Below are 19,389 nucleotides of genomic sequence, written 5' to 3'. Positions count from 1 at the left end.
GAAATTAAAACAAAGTGTTTTTATTGATGGTTTAAATAGCAAAATTTTATCTATGAAATTATATCATATTAGTTTTTGAGTGTATACACTTTAATACAGGTAATTTTTTGCCGGAATTTTGCAGCGTTTTTTTGTTTATTAGCCCGAAAACGATTAATGTTAACCTTTTTATCGTTTGTATCTCTTTTAAGTGGATAGTATTGTGTATTCGAAAACTTTTATCCTCACAAATTAATTCTTCGCAATAATTGGCTGCGGATGAACTGTTAAAATCTTTATTAACAGTTCATCAACAGTAATTTTTGTGAATTGATAACTTTTTTTAAATTTTTAATTGCTCTTGACTCACTATTTCTTTTTAGCTTCTTTAAAGGCCAATTTCTCTGGTATTAAAAAATCAGTCTGAAACTCAAAACATTCCTTGGCAACCACACTGCTTAAGACGAGCAGACTGATTAAATTGGGAATGGCCATCATGCCGTTCATCGCATCCGATAAATTCCAGACGATTTCCAAGGCCGTCGTGGCTCCAACAAAAACGACCAGGCAATAGAGAACCCGATAAATCGTTACCGCAATTGGTGCTTTGATTAAATACTCCAAGGACTTTTCGCCATAATATTCCCAACCCAATATGGTTGAAAAGGCAAACAGGGTAATTCCAACGGTAACAATATAGCCGCCAACTGGCCCCAGTGCTGATTGGAAGGCAGCAATGGTCAGATTGGCGCCCATTAAAATTTCACCACTGGCATCCAATGTCCCGAGCGCCCCGGATGAAGCAATTACCAGACCGGTAATGGTACAAACCACGATGGTATCAAAAAAGGTTCCGGTCATATTGATATAACCTTGTCGTGAGGGATGATCGGTTTTTGCGGCAGCCGCAGCGATTGGTGCCGACCCTAAACCAGCTTCATTGGAGAAGACACCCCGGGCAACTCCCCAACGCATGGCTGTCAGCATCGTTGCAATAATGGTTCCACCCACGCCGCCAGCCATTGCCGTTGGTGAAAAGGCCATGGTAAAGATTTCAGCAATACCTGCTGGGACATTTTGATAATTAATGATAATGACAAGAATGGCAGCCAGTACATAAAAAACGGCCATAAATGGGACAATGACCCCGGATACCCGACCGATGCTCTTAATCCCACCAAGAATAACCATAAATGCCAAAGCCATCAAAATCAGGCCGGTGATCCAGGTTGGTACCCCAAAGGTTCCATTGACGGCTCCGGCAATGGAATTGGCCTGAGTCATATTACCGATTCCAAAGGATGCCACCGTGGCAAACAAGGAAAACAAAAAGGCCAGGGTTAAACCAATTTTTTTGTTCTTAAAACCATTTTTCATGGCGTACATCGGACCGCCAGCCATTTCACCTTTGGCATTGGTTTCCCGGTACTTAACCGCCAGAACACTTTCAGCATATTTAGTCGATAATCCAAACAAGGCTGAAATCCACATCCACACCAGAGCGCCTGGCCCCCCCAGTACCATTGCCGTAGCCACCCCAACAATATTCCCGGTACCGATAGTGGCTGCCAGCGCCGTCATCAGCGATTGAAACGGTGAAATATCGCCCGAGTCATCACTATGGGTCTTGTCTTGTTTGGCAAAAACCGATTTTAGTGCATAACCCAGGTTGAGCCATGGCTTAAACTTTAAACGCACCGTTAAAAAAATACCGGTTCCCATTAGCAGTGCCAGCATAACGGGTCCCCACACAAAATTATTTACAGCTGAAATGATATCCGAAAAACTCATATTGCCCCCTTAAAATTTATAAGCTTGTTATCGATTACATCGTATCTGGAATTTTCTTAAATAAGGGCTTCACCATTACCAGTAACAGTGTCACCCTTATTGTCTGTTCCAATGAGCTAAATTTTATGTCATGTTTTTTCGTTTTATTTCTGATGCCAAAATTGATATTGCCGTTATTTAAGTCTAAAGCGGCTATCCCGTTCTACAGTAAATCTTCGGCTGGTACGTATTCTTTATTTAAACCTTCGGCGACACCCTTACAGGTAACGTGTCCCTTGTAGGTGTTTAAGCCTAACAACAAGGCCTGGTCTTCTTTCATGGCCGCTTCTGGTCCTTTGTTGACAATATCCAGTAAATAAGGTAGCGTCGAACCGGTCAGAGCATAAGTCGATGTTCGGGGAACAGCGCCAGGCATGTTAGCAACGGAGTAATGGATCACGCCATGTTTTTCAAAACAAGGATTATCATGGGTGGTGCTGTGGTCAATGGTTTCGACTGATCCGCCCTGATCAATGGCGACATCAACAATTACCGAGCCCTTTTTCATGTTTTTTACCATCTCTTCAGTAACCAGTTTAGGTGCTTTTTCTCCAGCAACCAGAACCCCACTGATGAGCAAATCTGATTTTTTGGTCAGTTCCGCCATGTTGTAAGGATTGCTGATTAATGTGGAAACACGACCATTAAAAACATCATCCACATAGGTTAATCTGGGTTTGCTGATATCAATAACGGTCACATGAGCGCCCAGACCAACGGCCATTTTGGCTGCATTCATCCCGACAGTACCGGCTCCAATAATCATGACTTCGGCGGGTAATACGCCAGTAACACCACCTAACAACATCCCTACGCCACCGTGATAGCGCTGCAGCATAGTTGCGCCAACTTGAACTGACATTCTACCGGCCACTTCACTCATGGGAATCAGTAATGGCAGGGAGCGATCCGGTAATTGAACGGTTTCATAGGCAATCCCGGTGATTTTTTTCTTCATTAGTATATCGGTTAAAGGCAGGTTTGGAGCAAGATGTAGATAGGTAAATAGGGTCTGTCCTTCTTTCATCAGTTCATATTCAGACTCGATCGGTTCTTTTACTTTTACAATGATATCGGATTGATCAAATACTTCTTTGGCCTGTTGCAGAATGACGGCCCCTTCAGCTGCATATTCGCTATCGGCGATACCGCTTTCAAAGCCAGCATTGGTTTCAACAAGCACCTTATGGCCACTTTTAACCAGGGCATGAACACCTGCCGGTGTGACGGATACACGAGACTCATTGTTCTTAATTTCTTTTGGAATACCTACAATCATGATAAAAACCTCCTGTTTTTTTAATATAAATTTGTGATCTGTTTTTTTAATCGTTACACATCCATATCTTCAGTTGGAAGAATGGAGTATGTATTCTTAACAGTTGATAGGGTTACAATCGTTTTTGTTTTTTGTACCCCGGGAACTGTTTTAATGCGATTGAGCACCGCTTCCAGACTTTGGGTATCTTTGGTAATAATTTTAATTAAATAATCATAATCTCCGGCCAGATAATCACATTCGATAATTTCATGTTCCTTTTTCACCAATTCGATAAATCCCTCAATATAGTTGGGATGCTTAAGCGATATGAACATATAGGCAACCAGGTTTTTGTTCATTCGCTGGGTTGAAATAATAATGGTGTACTGTTGAATGATGCCGGAAGAATCTAATTTTTTGATGCGTTCGCTGACTGCCGGAACGGACAGGCTGACTTCATTCGCTATATCTGAAGCCGTTACTCTGGCATTTTTTTGCAGTAGCTTGAGGATTTCAATATCAATTGAATCCATCTAAAACTCCTTTCCACTAAAATTATTGAGCTCATTATATCCGAATTTTCAAGTAAATTAAACGTTTTCAATGAATAACAATAGATCCTTTTGTCATAAGAATAAATTACTTTAAATGATTAATAAAAGCTGGTTGCAAAACGTTCCCGCACTTAAATTTTTTAATTATTTCTAGCATCCCATTGAAAAACTGAGGTAAAATTTAAAAAAACTTAAAAAACTATTTCCAAGGCCCGGATAATTTTAGTATGAATATCCAAATAGTCGTATAAATAATTGTTTTGTTCATTATTTTTTTATTTCATGTCACAATTTTGTCACGCCTGTCCAGCGATCACCATGGAGAGGCGTGACGGGGTTGAGGTTTTATCATTTATTGTGGTTATGCTCTCGCTATACCAGGTATCCTGTTAATCATTCAAGCGTTTTTCGATGGCGGCAATGGTTTCATTGAGCACCTTAATCCGGGCGTAATACTTATTCTGGGCTTCGACGATAATCCAGGGTGCATTGACCGTTGATGTTTTTAGCAGCATTTCATCCACCGCTATTTTATACACCTCCCATTTATCACGGTTGCGCCAATCCTCATCTGTTATTTTCCACTCTTTATCAGGGTTTTCTTCCCGGCCAGTGAAACGCCTTAATTGCTCATCCTGATCAATCTGCAACCAGAATTTAATGACAATCGCTCCCCAATCGGAGAGCTGTTTTTCAAATTCATTGATTTCCCGATAACTCCGGTCAAATTCCTCCTGGGTACAAAATCCTTCAATTGGCTCCACCATCACCCGACCATACCAGGTTCGATCCCATACCCCCAAATGACCGTTTTTGGGGATATCCCGCCAGAAACGCCAGAGATAATGATGCTTTCGTTCCAGATCACTGGGGCTGGCAGTGGGATACACCGTATACCCCCGGGGATCAAGGTTCCTGGTCAGTCGTTTAATGCAACCGCCTTTGCCACCGGCATCCCAGCCTTCAAACCCGACAATCAGCGGAATCCGCCGCCGATAGAGCTCGAATTGAAGCAAGCGGATTTTTTTCTGAGCTTCTTTAATCTGGCGCTGATATTCTTCTTCGCTGATGACCTGATCAAGAACAATGCCATCGAGAATCTTTGACTGAAACGGCATATCACCTTCATGAATCAACGGTTTAAGTTCAATTGCCGGGGCCTTATTGACCGTTTCGATGGCTTTTTCCAGCCGTTTTTCCAGGACACTGAAAACCTTGATCAGAGCATAGTCTTTTTGTTCGCCTTCGATAATCACCCAGGGAGCACAGTCGTTGTCGGTCAGCTCCAGTCCCCGGTTGACCTTTTCATAGAGCTTATCATAATGCTTGTTTTCTTTTTTATCCCGAGGGGTTACCCGCCAGGCTGTGGCATCATTTCCCAGCAACTTGTTAAAGCGTCTTTTTTGTTCCTTTTTGCTGATGTGAACAAAGAACTTAAAAATAATCATCCCATCATCCGAAAGCGCCTGCTCGAATTCATTGGCCTGTTTCATCAGCCCCTGCATATTTAAGGCATCAATTGATTTGCGGTAGACCAGGTCGCTGTAATAACTGCGGTTAAAAATAGCGATCTGACCTTTCTCCGGCGTTTTGGTCCAGTAACGCCATAAAAACGGACGAAAAATCTCGTCCTCACTCTCCTGCTTTTTGAAATTATGGACCCGAAAAGACCGTGGATCCATGGGCATCAGCAATTCGTTGATCAGGGTTCCCTTGCCAGCTGCATCCCAGCCTTCAAACAGAATTAAGACAGGAATACCCATATCGTGCAGGGTTCGCTGCAGTTCACCTAACCGTACCGTCAGTCGTTCTTTTTCCTGGCGGTAGGTTTCTTTGTCGATTGTTACACCTAAATCAATTTTTTCCAGCATGATAGCCTCCTAAATAAATATGATTTTGTATGAGATAACATTTCAAACACAAGCGCCCCGTGACAGGCGCTTATGGAAGTAGCAGACAATGGTATCAGTTTTTCTGGAGTGTTTTTTAAGTGCTCGCAGCGCTGTTGATCCAACTGATCGTTGCCGCAAAAAAAGGGCGTCTCAAAAGACGCCCTCATCAGTTATATAAATTTTTCATAAATTGCGTCCAGGTTGGGATTGGACAAAGTTTCCATGACATAGTCGGCATACTCTGAACCCGTGGCGCCTGTTTCCCGTCCGGTGAGCACCAGTTTTTTCTCGTACAGTCCGCAAATGTCCAAAGCTTTTTGAAGCTGCTCAGCTTTTTCATTGTAACCAATATGCACCAGCAACATCCCGGCGGCCCGAATAATGCTACAGGGATCGGCATATTGCCCCCGACCCTCTTCCACCATTCGTGGCGCTGATCCATGAATCGCTTCGAACATGGCATATTGTTTGCCGATATTGGCTGATCCAGCCGTACCGACACCACCCTGAAACTCAGCCGCTTCATCAGTTAAGATATCACCATAGAGGTTTGGTAAAACCATCACCTTAAACTGACTACGTCGTTTTTCATCCACCAGTTTGGCGGTCATGATATCGATGTACCAGTCATCCATTTCAACAGTTGGATAGTTTTTGGCAATCGCTTTAGCCGTATCTAAAAATTTACCATCAGTGGTTTTGATAACGTTGGCTTTCGTCACTACGGTCACTTTATTTTTACCGGATTTTTCCGCAAAATCAAAGGCGGCCTTGATGATTCGCTCTGAACCTTCCTGGGTCGTGACGGTGAAATCAATGGCAAGATCATCATTGACATGGATGCCCTTGCTGCCAACAGCATAAGCTCCTTCAGTGTTTTCCCGATAGAAGGTCCAGTCAATATTCTTTTCCGGTACCGATACGGGTCGAACGTTGGCAAATAAATCCAATTCTCGACGCATCGCCACGTTGGCACTTTCGATATTTGGCCAGGGGTCACCCTCCCGGGGGGTAGTTGTTGGTCCTTTTAAGATTACATCACAGGTTTTGAGTTCTGCTAAAACCTCATCCGGAATCGCTTTGCCGCAGGCGGCCCGATTTTCAATGGTCAAACCGTCGATGATTTTAAAGACAATTCTGCCCGTTTTAACGTCATCGGCCAATAAAAATTCCAATACCCGTTGGGCTTCAGCTGTAATAAATGGCCCAATGCCATCACCACCGACAACACCGATGATAATCTGTTCTTTTGTTGTAAAATCAGTAAAATCCTTTTGAATCGCCATTTTTTCGATGCGGGTCAGTTGTTCTTTAATCAGCTCTCCAAAATGGGCTTTTGCGCGTTCAATTTGTTCTTCGATCAAGTTCTATCCTCCGTCAAATCAATTTATTAGGGTCATATATAATTCTTAAGGCAACAGATAGTGTCTTAAGCTTTGGACATCATACTTTTCAGCCGTTTGATGGGCTGGGTGTTTTTAAAAACCAGTTCGTGAGTAGCCACAAATTTATCCACTGCCGTCACAACCCAGCTGCCCAAATTTGCTGGTGGAACAGGCGTCAGTGGAAACATGTGCTTGACGATCATGTCGGCCTGACGTTCATCAATATCAAAATATTTTTCGGCATTTTCCAGGGCTGTTTTAGGATGCGAAAAGCCATGCATCTCTTTGATTCGATCCAAGCCCTTTCCGGTTTTCACCTTTCCCTGCCAGGACTCCAGAAAAAAATCATGGAGGGTTGCGCCCCGGGCAATGGAGGCATAATCCATACCTAAAAATCTGGCTACGCGATAGGAGTAATATCCAACTGCGACTGAATGTTCATACAAACCATTGCCATGGTGATCAATTTCTCTTAATTTTTGGAATTCACTGTGTGTTATAATATCGCCAACAATGGTTTCAAACTCATCATAATACTTTTTTGTTTCCATTGAGACCTTTCATTTGCTCTTATTTATTCAGCAATGCTGAACAGATGCTTCGAATATTATAGCATAATACCTTTATTTTTAGTTAAAATTATCGGAGATGTTCTTTAAAAAAACAAAAAAAGATACGGTTCTTCTTAAAATCATGGTAAACTGATTAAAAAGAACAGGAAGGATCAATCATGAAGATAAAAAACATACTCATCGGAACCAGTGTTATTTTGGCCACCAGCGTGGCGCTTTATCACGCCGGTGTGATAAAAAAGGCCAAAACATTTGAAGACAGTCTGGATAAGAGTCCCAAATCGCTGGATGAAGCCGTTCTCTATGGCGGAAAAATGAAAGATTACCAAAAGCAAACGATGCAGGACATAAAAATCGGAGCCTTCTTTGGGGGCATGCAGCTTGATTTTTCAGAGGTGATCACCGAAAAAGATGCGTATCGCATGGATATCAACATCGTTAATGGTGGCCTAAACATCATTGTTCCTGACAACTTCCGGCTAAAAATTGTTGATACCTGTAAATTTGGCGGAATTGCCGATCACACGGTTTGTATCGATCCCGATCATTCAGTGGCCCTCTCGGTTTTTGCCGACATTACCTGTGGTGGTCTGAATTTTGAAAATCCTTCAGAATAATCATCGCCTGCGATAAACACTTAAAAAAACTGAAATCCAGCCTAAGCTGATTTCAGTTTTTCTTTGACAAGATCTTCAAATTCAAACACATTCATGGGCTTGGCATAGAAAAATCCCTGAGCAATGTCGCACCCCTTCTCTTTAAGAAACTCCACCTGTTCCCGGGTTTCCACCCCTTCAGCCACGGTAATCAGATCCAGATCCTTGGCCATGTTCAACATACTGGTAATGATCTTCTCTCCCCGGGCATTATCCGTCGATTCGCTGAAAAAAGCCTTGTCCAATTTTAAAATATCCGCTGGTAGGTTTTTTAAGGTGTTGAGAGATGAATAGGCCCGACCAAAATCATCAATGGAAATATGAAATCCAAAATCTTTTAAATGATTCATAATCTCAACCATCTGGACATCATTATTAAAAATCGTACCTTCGGTCAGCTCAATTTCGATCATTTTAGGATCGATCTGATAACGATTGGTAATAGCCAGCAATTCTTCCGGTAACAGCATATTTTCCAGATGAAGCCGGGAAAAATTAACCGAAATAATCATATTGGTCAGTTGATCCATTTCTTTTTGCCATTTGGCCAGTAGCTTGCACACCGCTTCAAACATATAGGTATCAATTTTTTTGACAAACCCATTTTTTTCAAACAAGGGAATAAATTCATTGGGTGGCAGCATCCCCCGCTCGGGATCATTCCAGCGCACCAGCGCCTCGGCACCAATAATCTGTTCGTCCGAAAACAGATATTTGGGCTGAAGATAAACTTCAAATTCGCCACTTGCCAATGCTTTTTCCATTCGGTTTTCAATTTCATTTTCAAGAATCAGTGCAACCCGCATGGATTCTTCATAAAATGCATAGCTAATCTGGGAATTATCTTTGATCGACCGTTTTGCCATATTGGCACGATCACTAAGCGCACTAATATCCAACTCCGTTTCGCCAATCAGATAGATACCCATAGAGATGCTGACGATGAATTTCTGAGAGTAACTATTGATTTTGCGAATTAAATTTTCCAGCCTCTGAGAAAACTCTCCATAGCCCTCATAGTTCATTAAAATACAAAAATTATCGGTGGCCATTCGGGCAAAAAGCTCTTCTTCATTGAGATACTTTTCTAATATTTTTGCGATAGCAGTGAGGATTTCATTACCGGTCTGGTGCCCGTATAAGTCATTGATGGCCTTAAACTTATCGATATCAAAGATAACCATCGCATAATCAAGGCTATTATCTGTGTCCAGGATTCGTTCACACTCCTTTTTAAACGTGATCCAGTTGGGGCAACCCGTTAAAAAATCAAAATCCTGGAGCTGCTTAAGCCGCTGGATTTCTTTTTTAAAGGTACCGATGGCAAGATTACTGCTTAAACTGATCACAAAGAGACCCATAAACGCCAGACCATAGAGAAGCGTCCCCAGAATTATCTCGTAAGACTCCTGAGTTAAAGCCACAAAATTAATGAAGCCCATCATCATGACCAAAAAAAACAACGCAAAGCTGAGAATTAAAAACTTTTTTTCGTCATATTTCTTCACCATTACCTCCTAAATCGTTAAATCTATTTGAGTAACTGGCTGACTTAAGAAAGTCCCTTTAGCTTTGCGTCACTATTTCACAACAGTTTTGCCCTGTAATTCAGTATTTTTTATGCCGAAGAACCATATTTTTTGGCGTTTTTTCAGGAACGTTAATCGACAATTTGTATTATTTTTTTTAATATTGTATCACAATTGTAACGATCTGTCGTGTGCTAAATATTCAATTTTTCATTCTTTCGTTGCCACTATCGCAAAGAATAGCCGATTCTTTTGTGGACGCTGTGATTGTCTATAGCCGTTCTTCCAATTCGGCAGTCAGATCTTCATAACCAGGCTTATGCAGCAAGGCAAACATATTCTTTTTATAGGCTTCCACTCCGGGCTGATCAAAAGGATTAACCCCCAGTAAATAACCATTTAAGCCACAGGCTTTTTCGAAAAAATAAATCAGTTTGCCAATATGAAAGGCATCCAGTTTTTTAAGTCGGATGATCCCATTGGGGACTCCGCCATCAACATGAGCCAGCAGGGTGCCCATAAAGGCTTTTTCATTGACAGCATCGATTTCCCAGCCGGTGAGGTAGTTAAGTCCTTCCAGATTCTTTTCGTCCCGGAAAACTTTGAGATCCGATTGATCCGCTTCGATGACAATTACGGTTTCAAAATGGTTTTTGGGACCATCCTGAATCATCTGCCCCAGCGAATGGAGATCGGTGGAAAAATGCGCCGAAGCCGGAAAAAGACCCTTGCCATCTTTACCGTCACTTTCACCAAATAATTGTTTCCACCACTCTGCCAGATACTCCAGAGAGGGATCATAATCCACTAATATTTCAATATTCTTGCTGCGGTTGTAAAGGACATTCCGATACAATGCATATTGGAAACAGGGGTTTTTTTCAAACTCCGGTTTGTTATACTCCTCATAGCCAGATTTTCCACCGTCCATCAGCGCATCAATATCAATCCCCGCTGCTGCAATGGGCAGCAAACCGACGGCGGTATAAACGGAGTAACGACCGCCAATATCATCGGGAATCACGAAGGTTTCGTAGCCTTCTTCATCAGCCATAAACTTTAAGGCTCCCCGGGCGGCATCCGTTGTCACAAAGATCCGCTCCTGTGCCCCCGCTTTGCCATACTTATCTTCCAAAAACTGTTTGAAAAACCGAAAGGCGATGGCCGGTTCCGTGGTTGTCCCGGATTTCGAAATAACATTGACACAGACATCCTGATCCGCAAGCAGTGCCAGCAACTTTTCCAGATATTTTCCACTGATATTCTGACCGGCAAAATATATTTTAGGGGCTTTTCGTACTGCTCGGGGTTCTTCATTATAAAAAGGGCTGGTCAGGGCTGTAATGACTGCTTTTGCGCCTAAATAGGAACCACCGATACCAATCACCACCAACGCATCGCAACGCTCTTTAATTTTTTCGGCGGCCTCTTTAATCCGGACAAATTCATCCTGATCATATTTGATCGGATAGTCCACCCAGCCCAGAAAATCATTGCCCACCCCAGTTTTATTGTTCAAGTCATCATTGGCTTGAGCCAACTGTTGATAGCGGCTTTCAAACTCACTGGAATCTATATTTGCATAAGAGAGATCGAAACGAATACTCATAATTCTTACCTTCTTTCTTAACTATTAACATAGTTTCATTTTACACCATCAGCGATTGGAGTGTCAATTAATGTTCATCTACCAACCTGAAAGAAAGTTGAAATGCAACGGATCTTTGAGCCAATTCCCGCATAACAGATGACTTTTGTGATTTGATATGATAAAATGGGCAAAACCAAGAAAAGAAGAGGTGTAAAATGGAAACGCGAGTACTGGGACAAACCGGATTAGAAGTATCCCTTATTGGCTTTGGTGGCATTCCAATCCAACGCTGTAACCAATGGGAAGTTGACGAAATTGTTGAAAACCTTATTGAAGAAGGCGTTAATTTTATTGACACTGCCAGAGCTTACACCAACAGTGAAGAAATGATCGGGGAAGCATTGAAACAATGGGGTCGGGAACATTTTTACCTGGCTACAAAAACCCCAAAACTCAGCTATGATGAGGTAATGGCTGATGTTAAAACCAGTCTGGCCGAGTTACAAACCGATACCATCGATTTGTATCAGTTCCATAATGCCAAAACGATGACCGATTATGAAACTATTATGAGCCCCGGGGGTGGATATGATGCGCTGGTCGACTGTAAAAAACAGGGGCTGATTAAACATATCGGCATTACCTCCCACTCTTATGAAGTTCTCGATCGTGCTCTGGATGAGGATAAATTTGAGACCATTCAGTTTCCTTATAATATTGTCGAAAACCGTGGCGGACCGCTCTTTGAAAAAGCCAAATCAAAAAATGTCGGGGTCATTATTATGAAACCACTGGCTGGCGGCGCTTTTATCCACGCTAATTACGCCCTGCGCTGGGTAGCTGAAAATCCCAATATTTCAGTATTGATCCCTGGCATGGATTCAGTCAAACAGGTTCTAAAAAATACCCGAGTCGGCAACGATTTTGTGCCGCTGACCGATGACGAACGAGAAACCCTTGAAGCCGATGCCAAGGCACTGGGAAAAACATTCTGTCGCCGTTGCGGTTATTGCGCCCCCTGTCCCCAGGGCATTGACATCCCAATGCAGTTTATTGTTGAAGGTTATTACCGCCGCTACGATCTTGAGGAATGGGCCCTGGATCGTTATCGCAGCTTTGTTGCCAATGCGTCAGACTGTATCCAGTGCGGCGAATGCGAACCCCGGTGTCCCTATGATCTGCCCATCCGGGATATGCTCAAAAAAACCCGAGACCTGTTTGACCCGCTGCTCTAGTGTCTCCATCCCGCAACGCTGTTAAAAAGGCCACAATCCCCCAACTGGTGAGATTGTGACCTTTTTTATTTTCATATATTTTGCTTTCTTAGTCACACAGGTATAAGCGACCCAAGGCATCGGCTGCCATAATCGCAGCGTATACGGTGTCGGCATCGACATCAAAAGGCATATTATGAATCGTTTCGGCAGGATCTGTCGCTGCAACTGCCACTGCCATGATTTTTTCCGGGGTTGGTTCGGTGCACCCGAGTTCACCCAGCGTAATTGGCAAGCCAACAGATAAACAGAAATCAATCACTTCTTCAATATCTTCCATGGAGCGGTTTTCCATCACCAATTGAACCAGGGTTCCGAAGGCAACTTTTTCACCATGATACATATGGTGGCACTCCGGTAATACGGTTAAACCGTTATGTATGGCATGACAAGCAGCCAGGCCGCCACTTTCAAACCCAACCCCGCTGAGGTAGGTATTGGCTTCAATAACATTTTCCACCGCCGGAGTACAGCTTGCCGCTTCAACCGCCAGCTTTGCTTTCAAGCCATCTTCAATTAAAATATCATAGCATAATTTTGCCAAAGCCAAAGCGGATTTAGTCGGATGTGCACCTGACATGGTGGTTCCGTTGGAAACCACGGTGGCCTGGGCTTCAAAATAGGTAGCCAATGCGTCTCCCATCCCAGCGACAAAAAGTCGGGCTGGAGCCGCTTTGATGATGTCAGTATCCATCACGACAATCTCAGGGTTTTTAGGTAGAACCAGATATTCATCAAAAACGCCGTCTTCGGTATAAATAACGGATAAAGCTGAACAGGGCGCATCAGTGGAAGCAATGGATGGTGCAATCACGACTGGCAGTTTTTCATAATGGGCTGTCGCTTTGGCTGTATCCAGGGTTTTTCCGCCACCAATACCAACAACCACGTCACAACCTTGGGCTTTGACGATTTCCTGGAGACGGGCAATTTCAACCTTTGAACACTCACCGTTAAACTTTTCGGGCGTGAATTTAATTCCCGCTGCTTCGAAACTGGCTTTCAATTCCTCCGCTTTGGTTCGCATCATGGTGCCGCTCATTAAAACAAGCGCAGATGTTCCAAATTTTCCAACATGTTCCGGCAATTTACCAACTTCTCCGGCACCTTGAACATAACGGCTGGGAGACATAATAATCTTTTGCATTTTCTACCTCCGAAAATTTTTTTCGTTATTATTATATCAAATAATTCCAGCTATGAATTCGTTATCATCTAAAAAAAACAGGCCAGCGCTGATACTATTTCTGGTCTGATTTTATTTTTTTAACCGGTTCTTAATGCAATTGGTAATTTTTTGTTCCAAGCTATAACTATTTCAATCAAGCATCCTGCACCAAAAAAAGACCAACCAACCCGAAGCGGGTCAGTTGATCTCTTTTACTTTAGGCCATATAGAATTCCCCGTTGGGATCGACATCGATGGTAATAGCCTGACCTTCGTGGACATTGCCCTTGATAATTTCTTTACCAACCATGGTTTCGATGTGTTTTTGCAGGTAGCGTTTCAGCGGTCGGGCCCCATAGGCCGGGTCAAAACCCATGTCGATAACGGCATCGATCGCTTCCTTAGTCAGCGTAACCGTGATGCGGCGTTCTTCCAGGCGTTTTTGCAAATCGTTTAAAAGCAGGGTGACAATCTGGCTGATCGCTTTCTTGTTGAGTGGTTTGTAAAGCACAATTTCATCAATTCGATTTAAAAACTCCGGTCGGAAATAGCTCTTTAATAATTCCATCACAGCCGCCTCTGTTTCTTCGGTAATTTCACCAGACGTATTGATCCCTTCCAGTAAATATTCCGAACCGATGTTGGAGGTCATGATGATGATGGTGTTTTTAAAATCGACGGTGCGCCCCTGGGAATCAGTAATCCGGCCATCATCGAGGATCTGTAGCAGGATATTAAAAACATCTTTATGGGCTTTTTCAATCTCATCCAGCAAAATTACACTATAGGGTTTGCGACGAACTGCTTCGGTGAGCTGTCCACCTTCTTCATAACCAACATATCCCGGAGGTGCCCCGATTAGGCGGGATACCGAAAATTTTTCCATGTACTCACTCATGTCAATCCGGATCATATTTTCTTCGCTGTCAAAGAGGGTGGCGGCAACCGCCTTGGCCAGCTCGGTTTTCCCGACCCCGGTGGGGCCCAGAAACAGAAAGCTGCCAATCGGGCTGTTGGGGTTTTTAATCCCGGCCCGGGAACGGATAATGGCATCAACCACTTTCAGGATTGGTTCTTCCTGACCAATAACCCGTTGTTTTAAGGTATCTTCCAAAGCCAGTAGTTTTTCCCGCTCGCCTGAGACCAGCTTACTAAGGGGGATATTGGTCCAATCGGAGATGATTTCAGCGATTTCTTCCTCGGTAACTTTTTCACGCTTGAGACTGTCTTCATCGCCTTTTTCATCAGCTTTTCGTTTGATCTCCTCAATTTTAGCGGCTTTTTCGGGAATTAAGCCATATTCCAATTCGGAGGCTTTGCGGTAGTCCCCTTCGCGAATGGCTTTTTCCCGCTCGTAGGTGAGCTGATTGAGTTCTTCCTGGAGGGCTTTTAGCGTATCGGCTGACTGCTTTTCGTTTTCCCATTGCATACTCATGGTGTTAAAGCGCTCTTTATATTCCACCAGTTCTTTTTGGAGTCGTTCCAGCCGTTCTTTGCTGAGTGTATCTTTTTCTTTTTTGAGGGCCACTTCTTCAATTTCCAACTGCATCATCTTACGGCGCACCTCATCCATTTCCTCCGGCATGGAGTCCATTTCGGTGCGGATCTTGGCACAGGCTTCATCAATCAGATCGATGGCTTTATCCGGCAAAAACCGGTCCGAGATATAGCGGTTGGACAAGGTAGCTGCTGCCACTAAAGCGGTGTCAAGAATCTGGACGCCATGGTAACGTTCATAGGTATCTTTTAAGCCTCTAAGAATTGAAATGGTGTCTTCCACAGTCGGCTCGTCCACCAGCACCGGTTGGAAGCGGCGTTCCAGCGCCGGGTCTTTCTCAATATACTGACGGTATTCGTCCAGGGTGGTGGCCCCAATACAATGGAGTTCCCCTCTTGCCAGCATTGGTTTTAGCATATTGCCAGCATCCATGGCGCCTTCAGTTTTACCGGCACCAACAATATTATGAAGCTCGTCAATAAACAGGACGATTTCGCCGTTGCTGTCGACCACCTCTTTTAAAACCGCTTTAAGCCGTTCTTCAAATTCACCGCGGTATTTGGCGCCAGCCACCAGGGCCCCCAGATCCAGGGCAATAATTCGTTTGTCTTTAAGACCTTCCGGTACATCACCGGCTACAATTCGCATTGCCAGACCTTCGACGATAGCCGTTTTACCGACCCCCGGTTCCCCAATCAAGACCGGATTGTTCTTGGTTTTGCGGCTTAAGATCCGAATCGCATGACGGATTTCAGCGTCCCGACCAATAACCGGATCAAGTTTGTTATCAATGGCATCCTGGACCAGATCGTGACCATATTGGCTGAGGGCTTCATAAGTAACCTCAGGATGGTCGTTAACCACCCGCTGACCGCCTCGCACTTCTTTTAGAATATTTTCGACTTCTTTTTTGATAATGCCGTAACGTTCCAGTATTTCCACAGCCTTGGACTTTTTACCGAGACTGTATAGCGCCAGTAGGATACACTCCACCGAAATATACTGGTCGTCCAGTTTTTTTGCTTCTTTATAGGATTCGTTTAAAACCTTATCGGTGTCACTGCTGATGTAGACCTTTCCCTGTTCCCGACCGGGGCCGGAAACACTGGGCATTTTGCCGATTTCCCGACGCAGTTCTTCGGCAATGGTGTGGGAATTCTTACCCAGCCGGTCAAAGATCCGTCCGACCACTCCGTTTTCCTGAGTGATCAACCCCATCAGCATATGTTCCGGCTCGATTTCCATGTGGTTGTATTCTCCGGCGATCAGTTCTGCCGTTTTGATTGCTTCTAATGATTTTTGGGTGAATAAATTCATATCCATAATTGTACCTCTTTTTTATTGGTTATTTTTTTTATAATCTTCACGATAAATGTTCTCCAGAAGATTGGTGAGATCTTTAACCCCGGCTTCATCAACCTTCGAAAAATAGACGTTCATGGCCCGGTCAATCATTTTTAGATAACGGGTCAGATTATCAGTGACCGTTTCAATATCCTGGGTCAACTCCGCCTCATCCTCAAACGCCCGAATAAACTTATGATTTGTCAAATTTTCTACTAAATCCCGATGATCTCCCTGCTGCGCTTTTTCAATGTCAGCAATCAGCTTGAAAAACTCGTCAAAATGATCATTTAAATTCTCAGATTTGGTTCGGGAGCTGATTTTCAGTACTGCATACTTGCCCCGCTTACTGCTGATAAATTCATAGCTGTAACGAACCTTGGGGCGATACTTATATTTCAGACTTTTGCCGAATTGGATACTGGAGTTTTTATTAATTTGGCTCACTGACAGGGTATCACTGAAGTTTTCATCCAGCTGTTCCAGGATTTTCTGAATTTTTTGTTCCGGGGTCACCAGTCCGATTTTTTCGGCCAGGATATCATTGATCAGTTGGGAGCGGTTGGTATTATTTTCATAGGCGATTTGATCTATCTTCTCAACTATTTCATCGAATAGCATTAAACTGTATACACTTTTTATCATATCATCACTCCTTTTAAATAAATTATAGTATTATAAATTTAATTCGTCAATCTATTTATGTATTTTAAATTACATTTTTTGTTTTGCTCAGCTTTATTTAAGTTTATTTCTATTACTGCATACCCAATTATTTTACCCTTAACCTCAGCCCCAACCCAAAAAGAACCTGAATGCCGTCTGGCATTCAGGTTCTTTTTTTTACGGAAAGATTATTTTTTTATTAGATTAAGAATAATGGAGCAAATACTAATGATACGATGGTCATCAATTTGATTAAGATATTGATCGATGGTCCAGAAGTATCTTTAAACGGATCACCAACAGTATCACCAACAACAGCGGCTTTATGGGCATCACTGCCTTTTCCACCATGGGCGCCACCTTCAATGAATTTCTTGGCATTATCCCAGGCACCACCGGCATTCGCCATAAAGATGGCCATCAATACCCCGGTAACCAAAGCGCCAGCTAACAAACCGCCTAAGGCATCTGCACCCAGAATCAGACCCATGGCCAAAGGAGCAGCCACGGCCATTAAACCCGGTACAATCATCTGTTTTAAAGCTGCAGCTGTAGAAATATCCACACATTTGGCATAATCCGGTTTTTCGGTACCTGCCATAATGCCTGGGAATTCCCGGAACTGACGACGCACTTCTTCGATCATTTCATTAGCCGCAGAACCAACTGCTTCCATGGTTAGAGCTGAGAACAAAAATGGCAGCATCCCACCGATAAACATCCCGATGATAACATTGGGGTTTAAGATATCAATGCTCTCTAAACCAACGGTTTGAGCATAGGATGCAAACAACGCCAATGCAGTCAACGCTGCCGAACCAATCGCAAAACCTTTACCGATAGCAGCTGTGGTGTTTCCAACGGCATCCAGTTTATCGGTGATTTGACGCACTTCTTTTGGCATTTCAGCCATTTCGGCAATCCCACCGGCATTATCAGCAATCGGGCCATACGCATCAACAGCAATGGTCATGCCGCAAGTAGACAGCATCCCAACCGCTGCCAGCGCAATACCAAAAAGACCAAACGAAGCATAGGCTACAAAAATTGCGACTGCCATGGCTAAGATTGGAAACATGGTGGATTTCATCCCCACGCCCAAACCACTAATAATGGTGGTAGCTGGACCAGTTTCCGATTGCTGGGCAATGTGCTGAACCGGTTTATAGTGTTCTGATGTATAATACTCGGTTAATTTACCAATAATAATCCCAACTGCTAAACCGGCAACGATCGCAATAAATGCTGAAGCTCCACCAGTAAAATAGTTAGACAGGAAGTAAGACGCAATCACAACCAAAATTCCACTGACATAGGTACCCATGTCCAGAGCGCGTTGCGGATTACCACCCTCTTTACCACGAACAAAGAAAGAACCAATAATTGAAGCAAAAATACCAACGGCGGCTAACAGCATAGGGAATAAAATCCCATCAAAACCATCAAGTGCTAATGCACCCAAAGTGATGGCCGAGATAATTGAACCGACATATGATTCAAATAAATCTGATCCCATCCCAGCGACGTCACCAACGTTGTCACCGACGTTATCAGCGATAACTGCCGGGTTACGCGGGTCATCTTCCGGAATACCAGCTTCAACCTTACCAACCAGGTCCGCACCAACGTCAGCTGCTTTGGTATAGATACCACCGCCAACACGACCGAATAATGCAATTGAAGAAGCACCCAGACCAAAACCGGTTACAATAGTAACATCGCCAAATAGTAAGTAGAGTGCACTAACACCCAGAAGGCCCAAACCAACTACACACATACCCATAACCGCACCACCGGAAAAAGCCACTGAAAGGGCTTTATTCATCCCGCTGGTTTTAGCAGCATTGGCAGTTCTGACATTGGCTTTTGTGGCTACCTGCATCCCAAAGAATCCGGCCAGGATTGAAAAAATAGCCCCAACCAGGAAACAGACTGCAGTCATAATCCCCAAACCAGGTGTAACGGTTAAAATAATAAATAAGACAGCGATAAAAATTGCGATCATTTTATATTCACGTTTTAAAAATGCCATCGCACCTTCGTGGATATAACCAGCGATCTCTTTCATTCTGTCTGTACCGGCATCAACTGCAGTTACGCGTTTTGCAAAAATAAGCGCAACAAGCAACGCCACGACTCCAATGGCTGGAGCCAGAAACAATAATTCCATTCTCAATTTCCCCCTGTAAG

14 protein-coding genes and 1 riboswitch are annotated in these 19,389 nt (G+C 43.4%); of the genes, 2 read left to right on the top strand and 12 right to left on the bottom strand.

Annotated elements, in window-relative coordinates; translation table 11 throughout:
- Window positions 1-348: 348 nt before the first annotated feature.
- The 6 genes from BI182_RS01240 to BI182_RS01215 form a co-directional block, all read right to left on the bottom strand.
- On the bottom strand, window positions 349-1,770 hold the full coding sequence (locus BI182_RS01240) for an alanine/glycine:cation symporter family protein (protein WP_286804977.1): 1,422 nt from the start codon (window positions 1,768-1,770) through the stop codon (window positions 349-351).
- Window positions 1,771-1,972: 202 nt separating this feature from the next.
- Window positions 1,973-3,088, bottom strand: coding sequence for an alanine dehydrogenase (gene ald, locus BI182_RS01235; RefSeq protein WP_286804976.1), 1,116 nt, complete (start codon window positions 3,086-3,088; stop codon window positions 1,973-1,975).
- 53 nt (window positions 3,089-3,141) lie between these two features.
- On the bottom strand, window positions 3,142-3,603 hold the full coding sequence (locus BI182_RS01230; protein ID WP_070370171.1) for an Lrp/AsnC family transcriptional regulator: 462 nt from the start codon (window positions 3,601-3,603) through the stop codon (window positions 3,142-3,144).
- Window positions 3,604-4,013: 410 nt separating this feature from the next.
- The gene (gene pap, locus BI182_RS01225) at window positions 4,014-5,495 is read right to left on the bottom strand and encodes a polyphosphate:AMP phosphotransferase (protein WP_228882227.1); all 1,482 of its coding nucleotides are present in this window, start codon (window positions 5,493-5,495) and stop codon (window positions 4,014-4,016) included.
- 191 nt (window positions 5,496-5,686) lie between these two features.
- The gene (locus BI182_RS01220) at window positions 5,687-6,880 is read right to left on the bottom strand and encodes an isocitrate/isopropylmalate family dehydrogenase (protein ID WP_148637540.1); all 1,194 of its coding nucleotides are present in this window, start codon (window positions 6,878-6,880) and stop codon (window positions 5,687-5,689) included.
- Between the two features lie 65 nt (window positions 6,881-6,945).
- Window positions 6,946-7,452, bottom strand: coding sequence for an HD domain-containing protein (locus tag BI182_RS01215; protein WP_070370168.1), 507 nt, complete (start codon window positions 7,450-7,452; stop codon window positions 6,946-6,948).
- Window positions 7,453-7,631: 179 nt separating this feature from the next.
- On the opposite strand from BI182_RS01215, the gene BI182_RS01210 reads away from it, so the two are divergent.
- The gene (locus tag BI182_RS01210; protein ID WP_148637539.1) at window positions 7,632-8,090 is read left to right on the top strand and encodes a LiaF domain-containing protein; all 459 of its coding nucleotides are present in this window, start codon (window positions 7,632-7,634) and stop codon (window positions 8,088-8,090) included.
- A 41-nt stretch (window positions 8,091-8,131) separates the two neighbouring features.
- On the opposite strand, the gene BI182_RS01205 is transcribed toward BI182_RS01210, so the two are convergent.
- On the bottom strand, window positions 8,132-9,637 hold the full coding sequence (locus BI182_RS01205) for a putative bifunctional diguanylate cyclase/phosphodiesterase (protein WP_286804968.1): 1,506 nt from the start codon (window positions 9,635-9,637) through the stop codon (window positions 8,132-8,134).
- A gap of 27 nt (window positions 9,638-9,664) precedes the next feature.
- A riboswitch (cyclic di-GMP riboswitch) is annotated at window positions 9,665-9,740 on the bottom strand.
- Between the two features lie 189 nt (window positions 9,741-9,929).
- Entirely contained in the window at window positions 9,930-11,267 is a 1,338-nt protein-coding gene (locus tag BI182_RS01200) for a glucose-6-phosphate isomerase (protein ID WP_286804966.1), read from the bottom strand.
- A 197-nt stretch (window positions 11,268-11,464) separates the two neighbouring features.
- Here BI182_RS01200 and BI182_RS01195 point away from each other — a divergent pair, with 197 nt between their 5' ends.
- The gene (locus tag BI182_RS01195) at window positions 11,465-12,484 is read left to right on the top strand and encodes an aldo/keto reductase (RefSeq protein ID WP_286804964.1); all 1,020 of its coding nucleotides are present in this window, start codon (window positions 11,465-11,467) and stop codon (window positions 12,482-12,484) included.
- Window positions 12,485-12,572: 88 nt separating this feature from the next.
- Here BI182_RS01195 and BI182_RS01190 read toward each other — a convergent pair whose 3' ends face one another.
- From BI182_RS01190 to BI182_RS01175, 4 genes are all read right to left on the bottom strand, one after another.
- Entirely contained in the window at window positions 12,573-13,670 is a 1,098-nt protein-coding gene (locus tag BI182_RS01190; protein ID WP_286804962.1) for a glycerol dehydrogenase, read from the bottom strand.
- Between the two features lie 238 nt (window positions 13,671-13,908).
- Window positions 13,909-16,512: an ATP-dependent chaperone ClpB gene (gene clpB, locus BI182_RS01185; protein WP_286804960.1), complete on the bottom strand. Its 2,604-nt coding sequence runs from the start codon at window positions 16,510-16,512 to the stop codon at window positions 13,909-13,911.
- 15 nt (window positions 16,513-16,527) lie between these two features.
- Entirely contained in the window at window positions 16,528-17,178 is a 651-nt protein-coding gene (locus BI182_RS01180; protein ID WP_070370161.1) for a hypothetical protein, read from the bottom strand.
- A 220-nt stretch (window positions 17,179-17,398) separates the two neighbouring features.
- Window positions 17,399-19,369: a sodium-translocating pyrophosphatase gene (locus BI182_RS01175; RefSeq protein WP_228882231.1), complete on the bottom strand. Its 1,971-nt coding sequence runs from the start codon at window positions 19,367-19,369 to the stop codon at window positions 17,399-17,401.
- Window positions 19,370-19,389 lie beyond the last annotated feature (20 nt).

This window comes from Acetobacterium sp. MES1, from assembly GCF_002237635.1.
Classification (GTDB): domain Bacteria; phylum Bacillota; class Clostridia; order Eubacteriales; family Eubacteriaceae; genus Acetobacterium; species Acetobacterium wieringae.
Note: the sequence above shows the minus strand (reverse complement) of the source record. Positions and strands in the feature narration are given on the sequence as shown.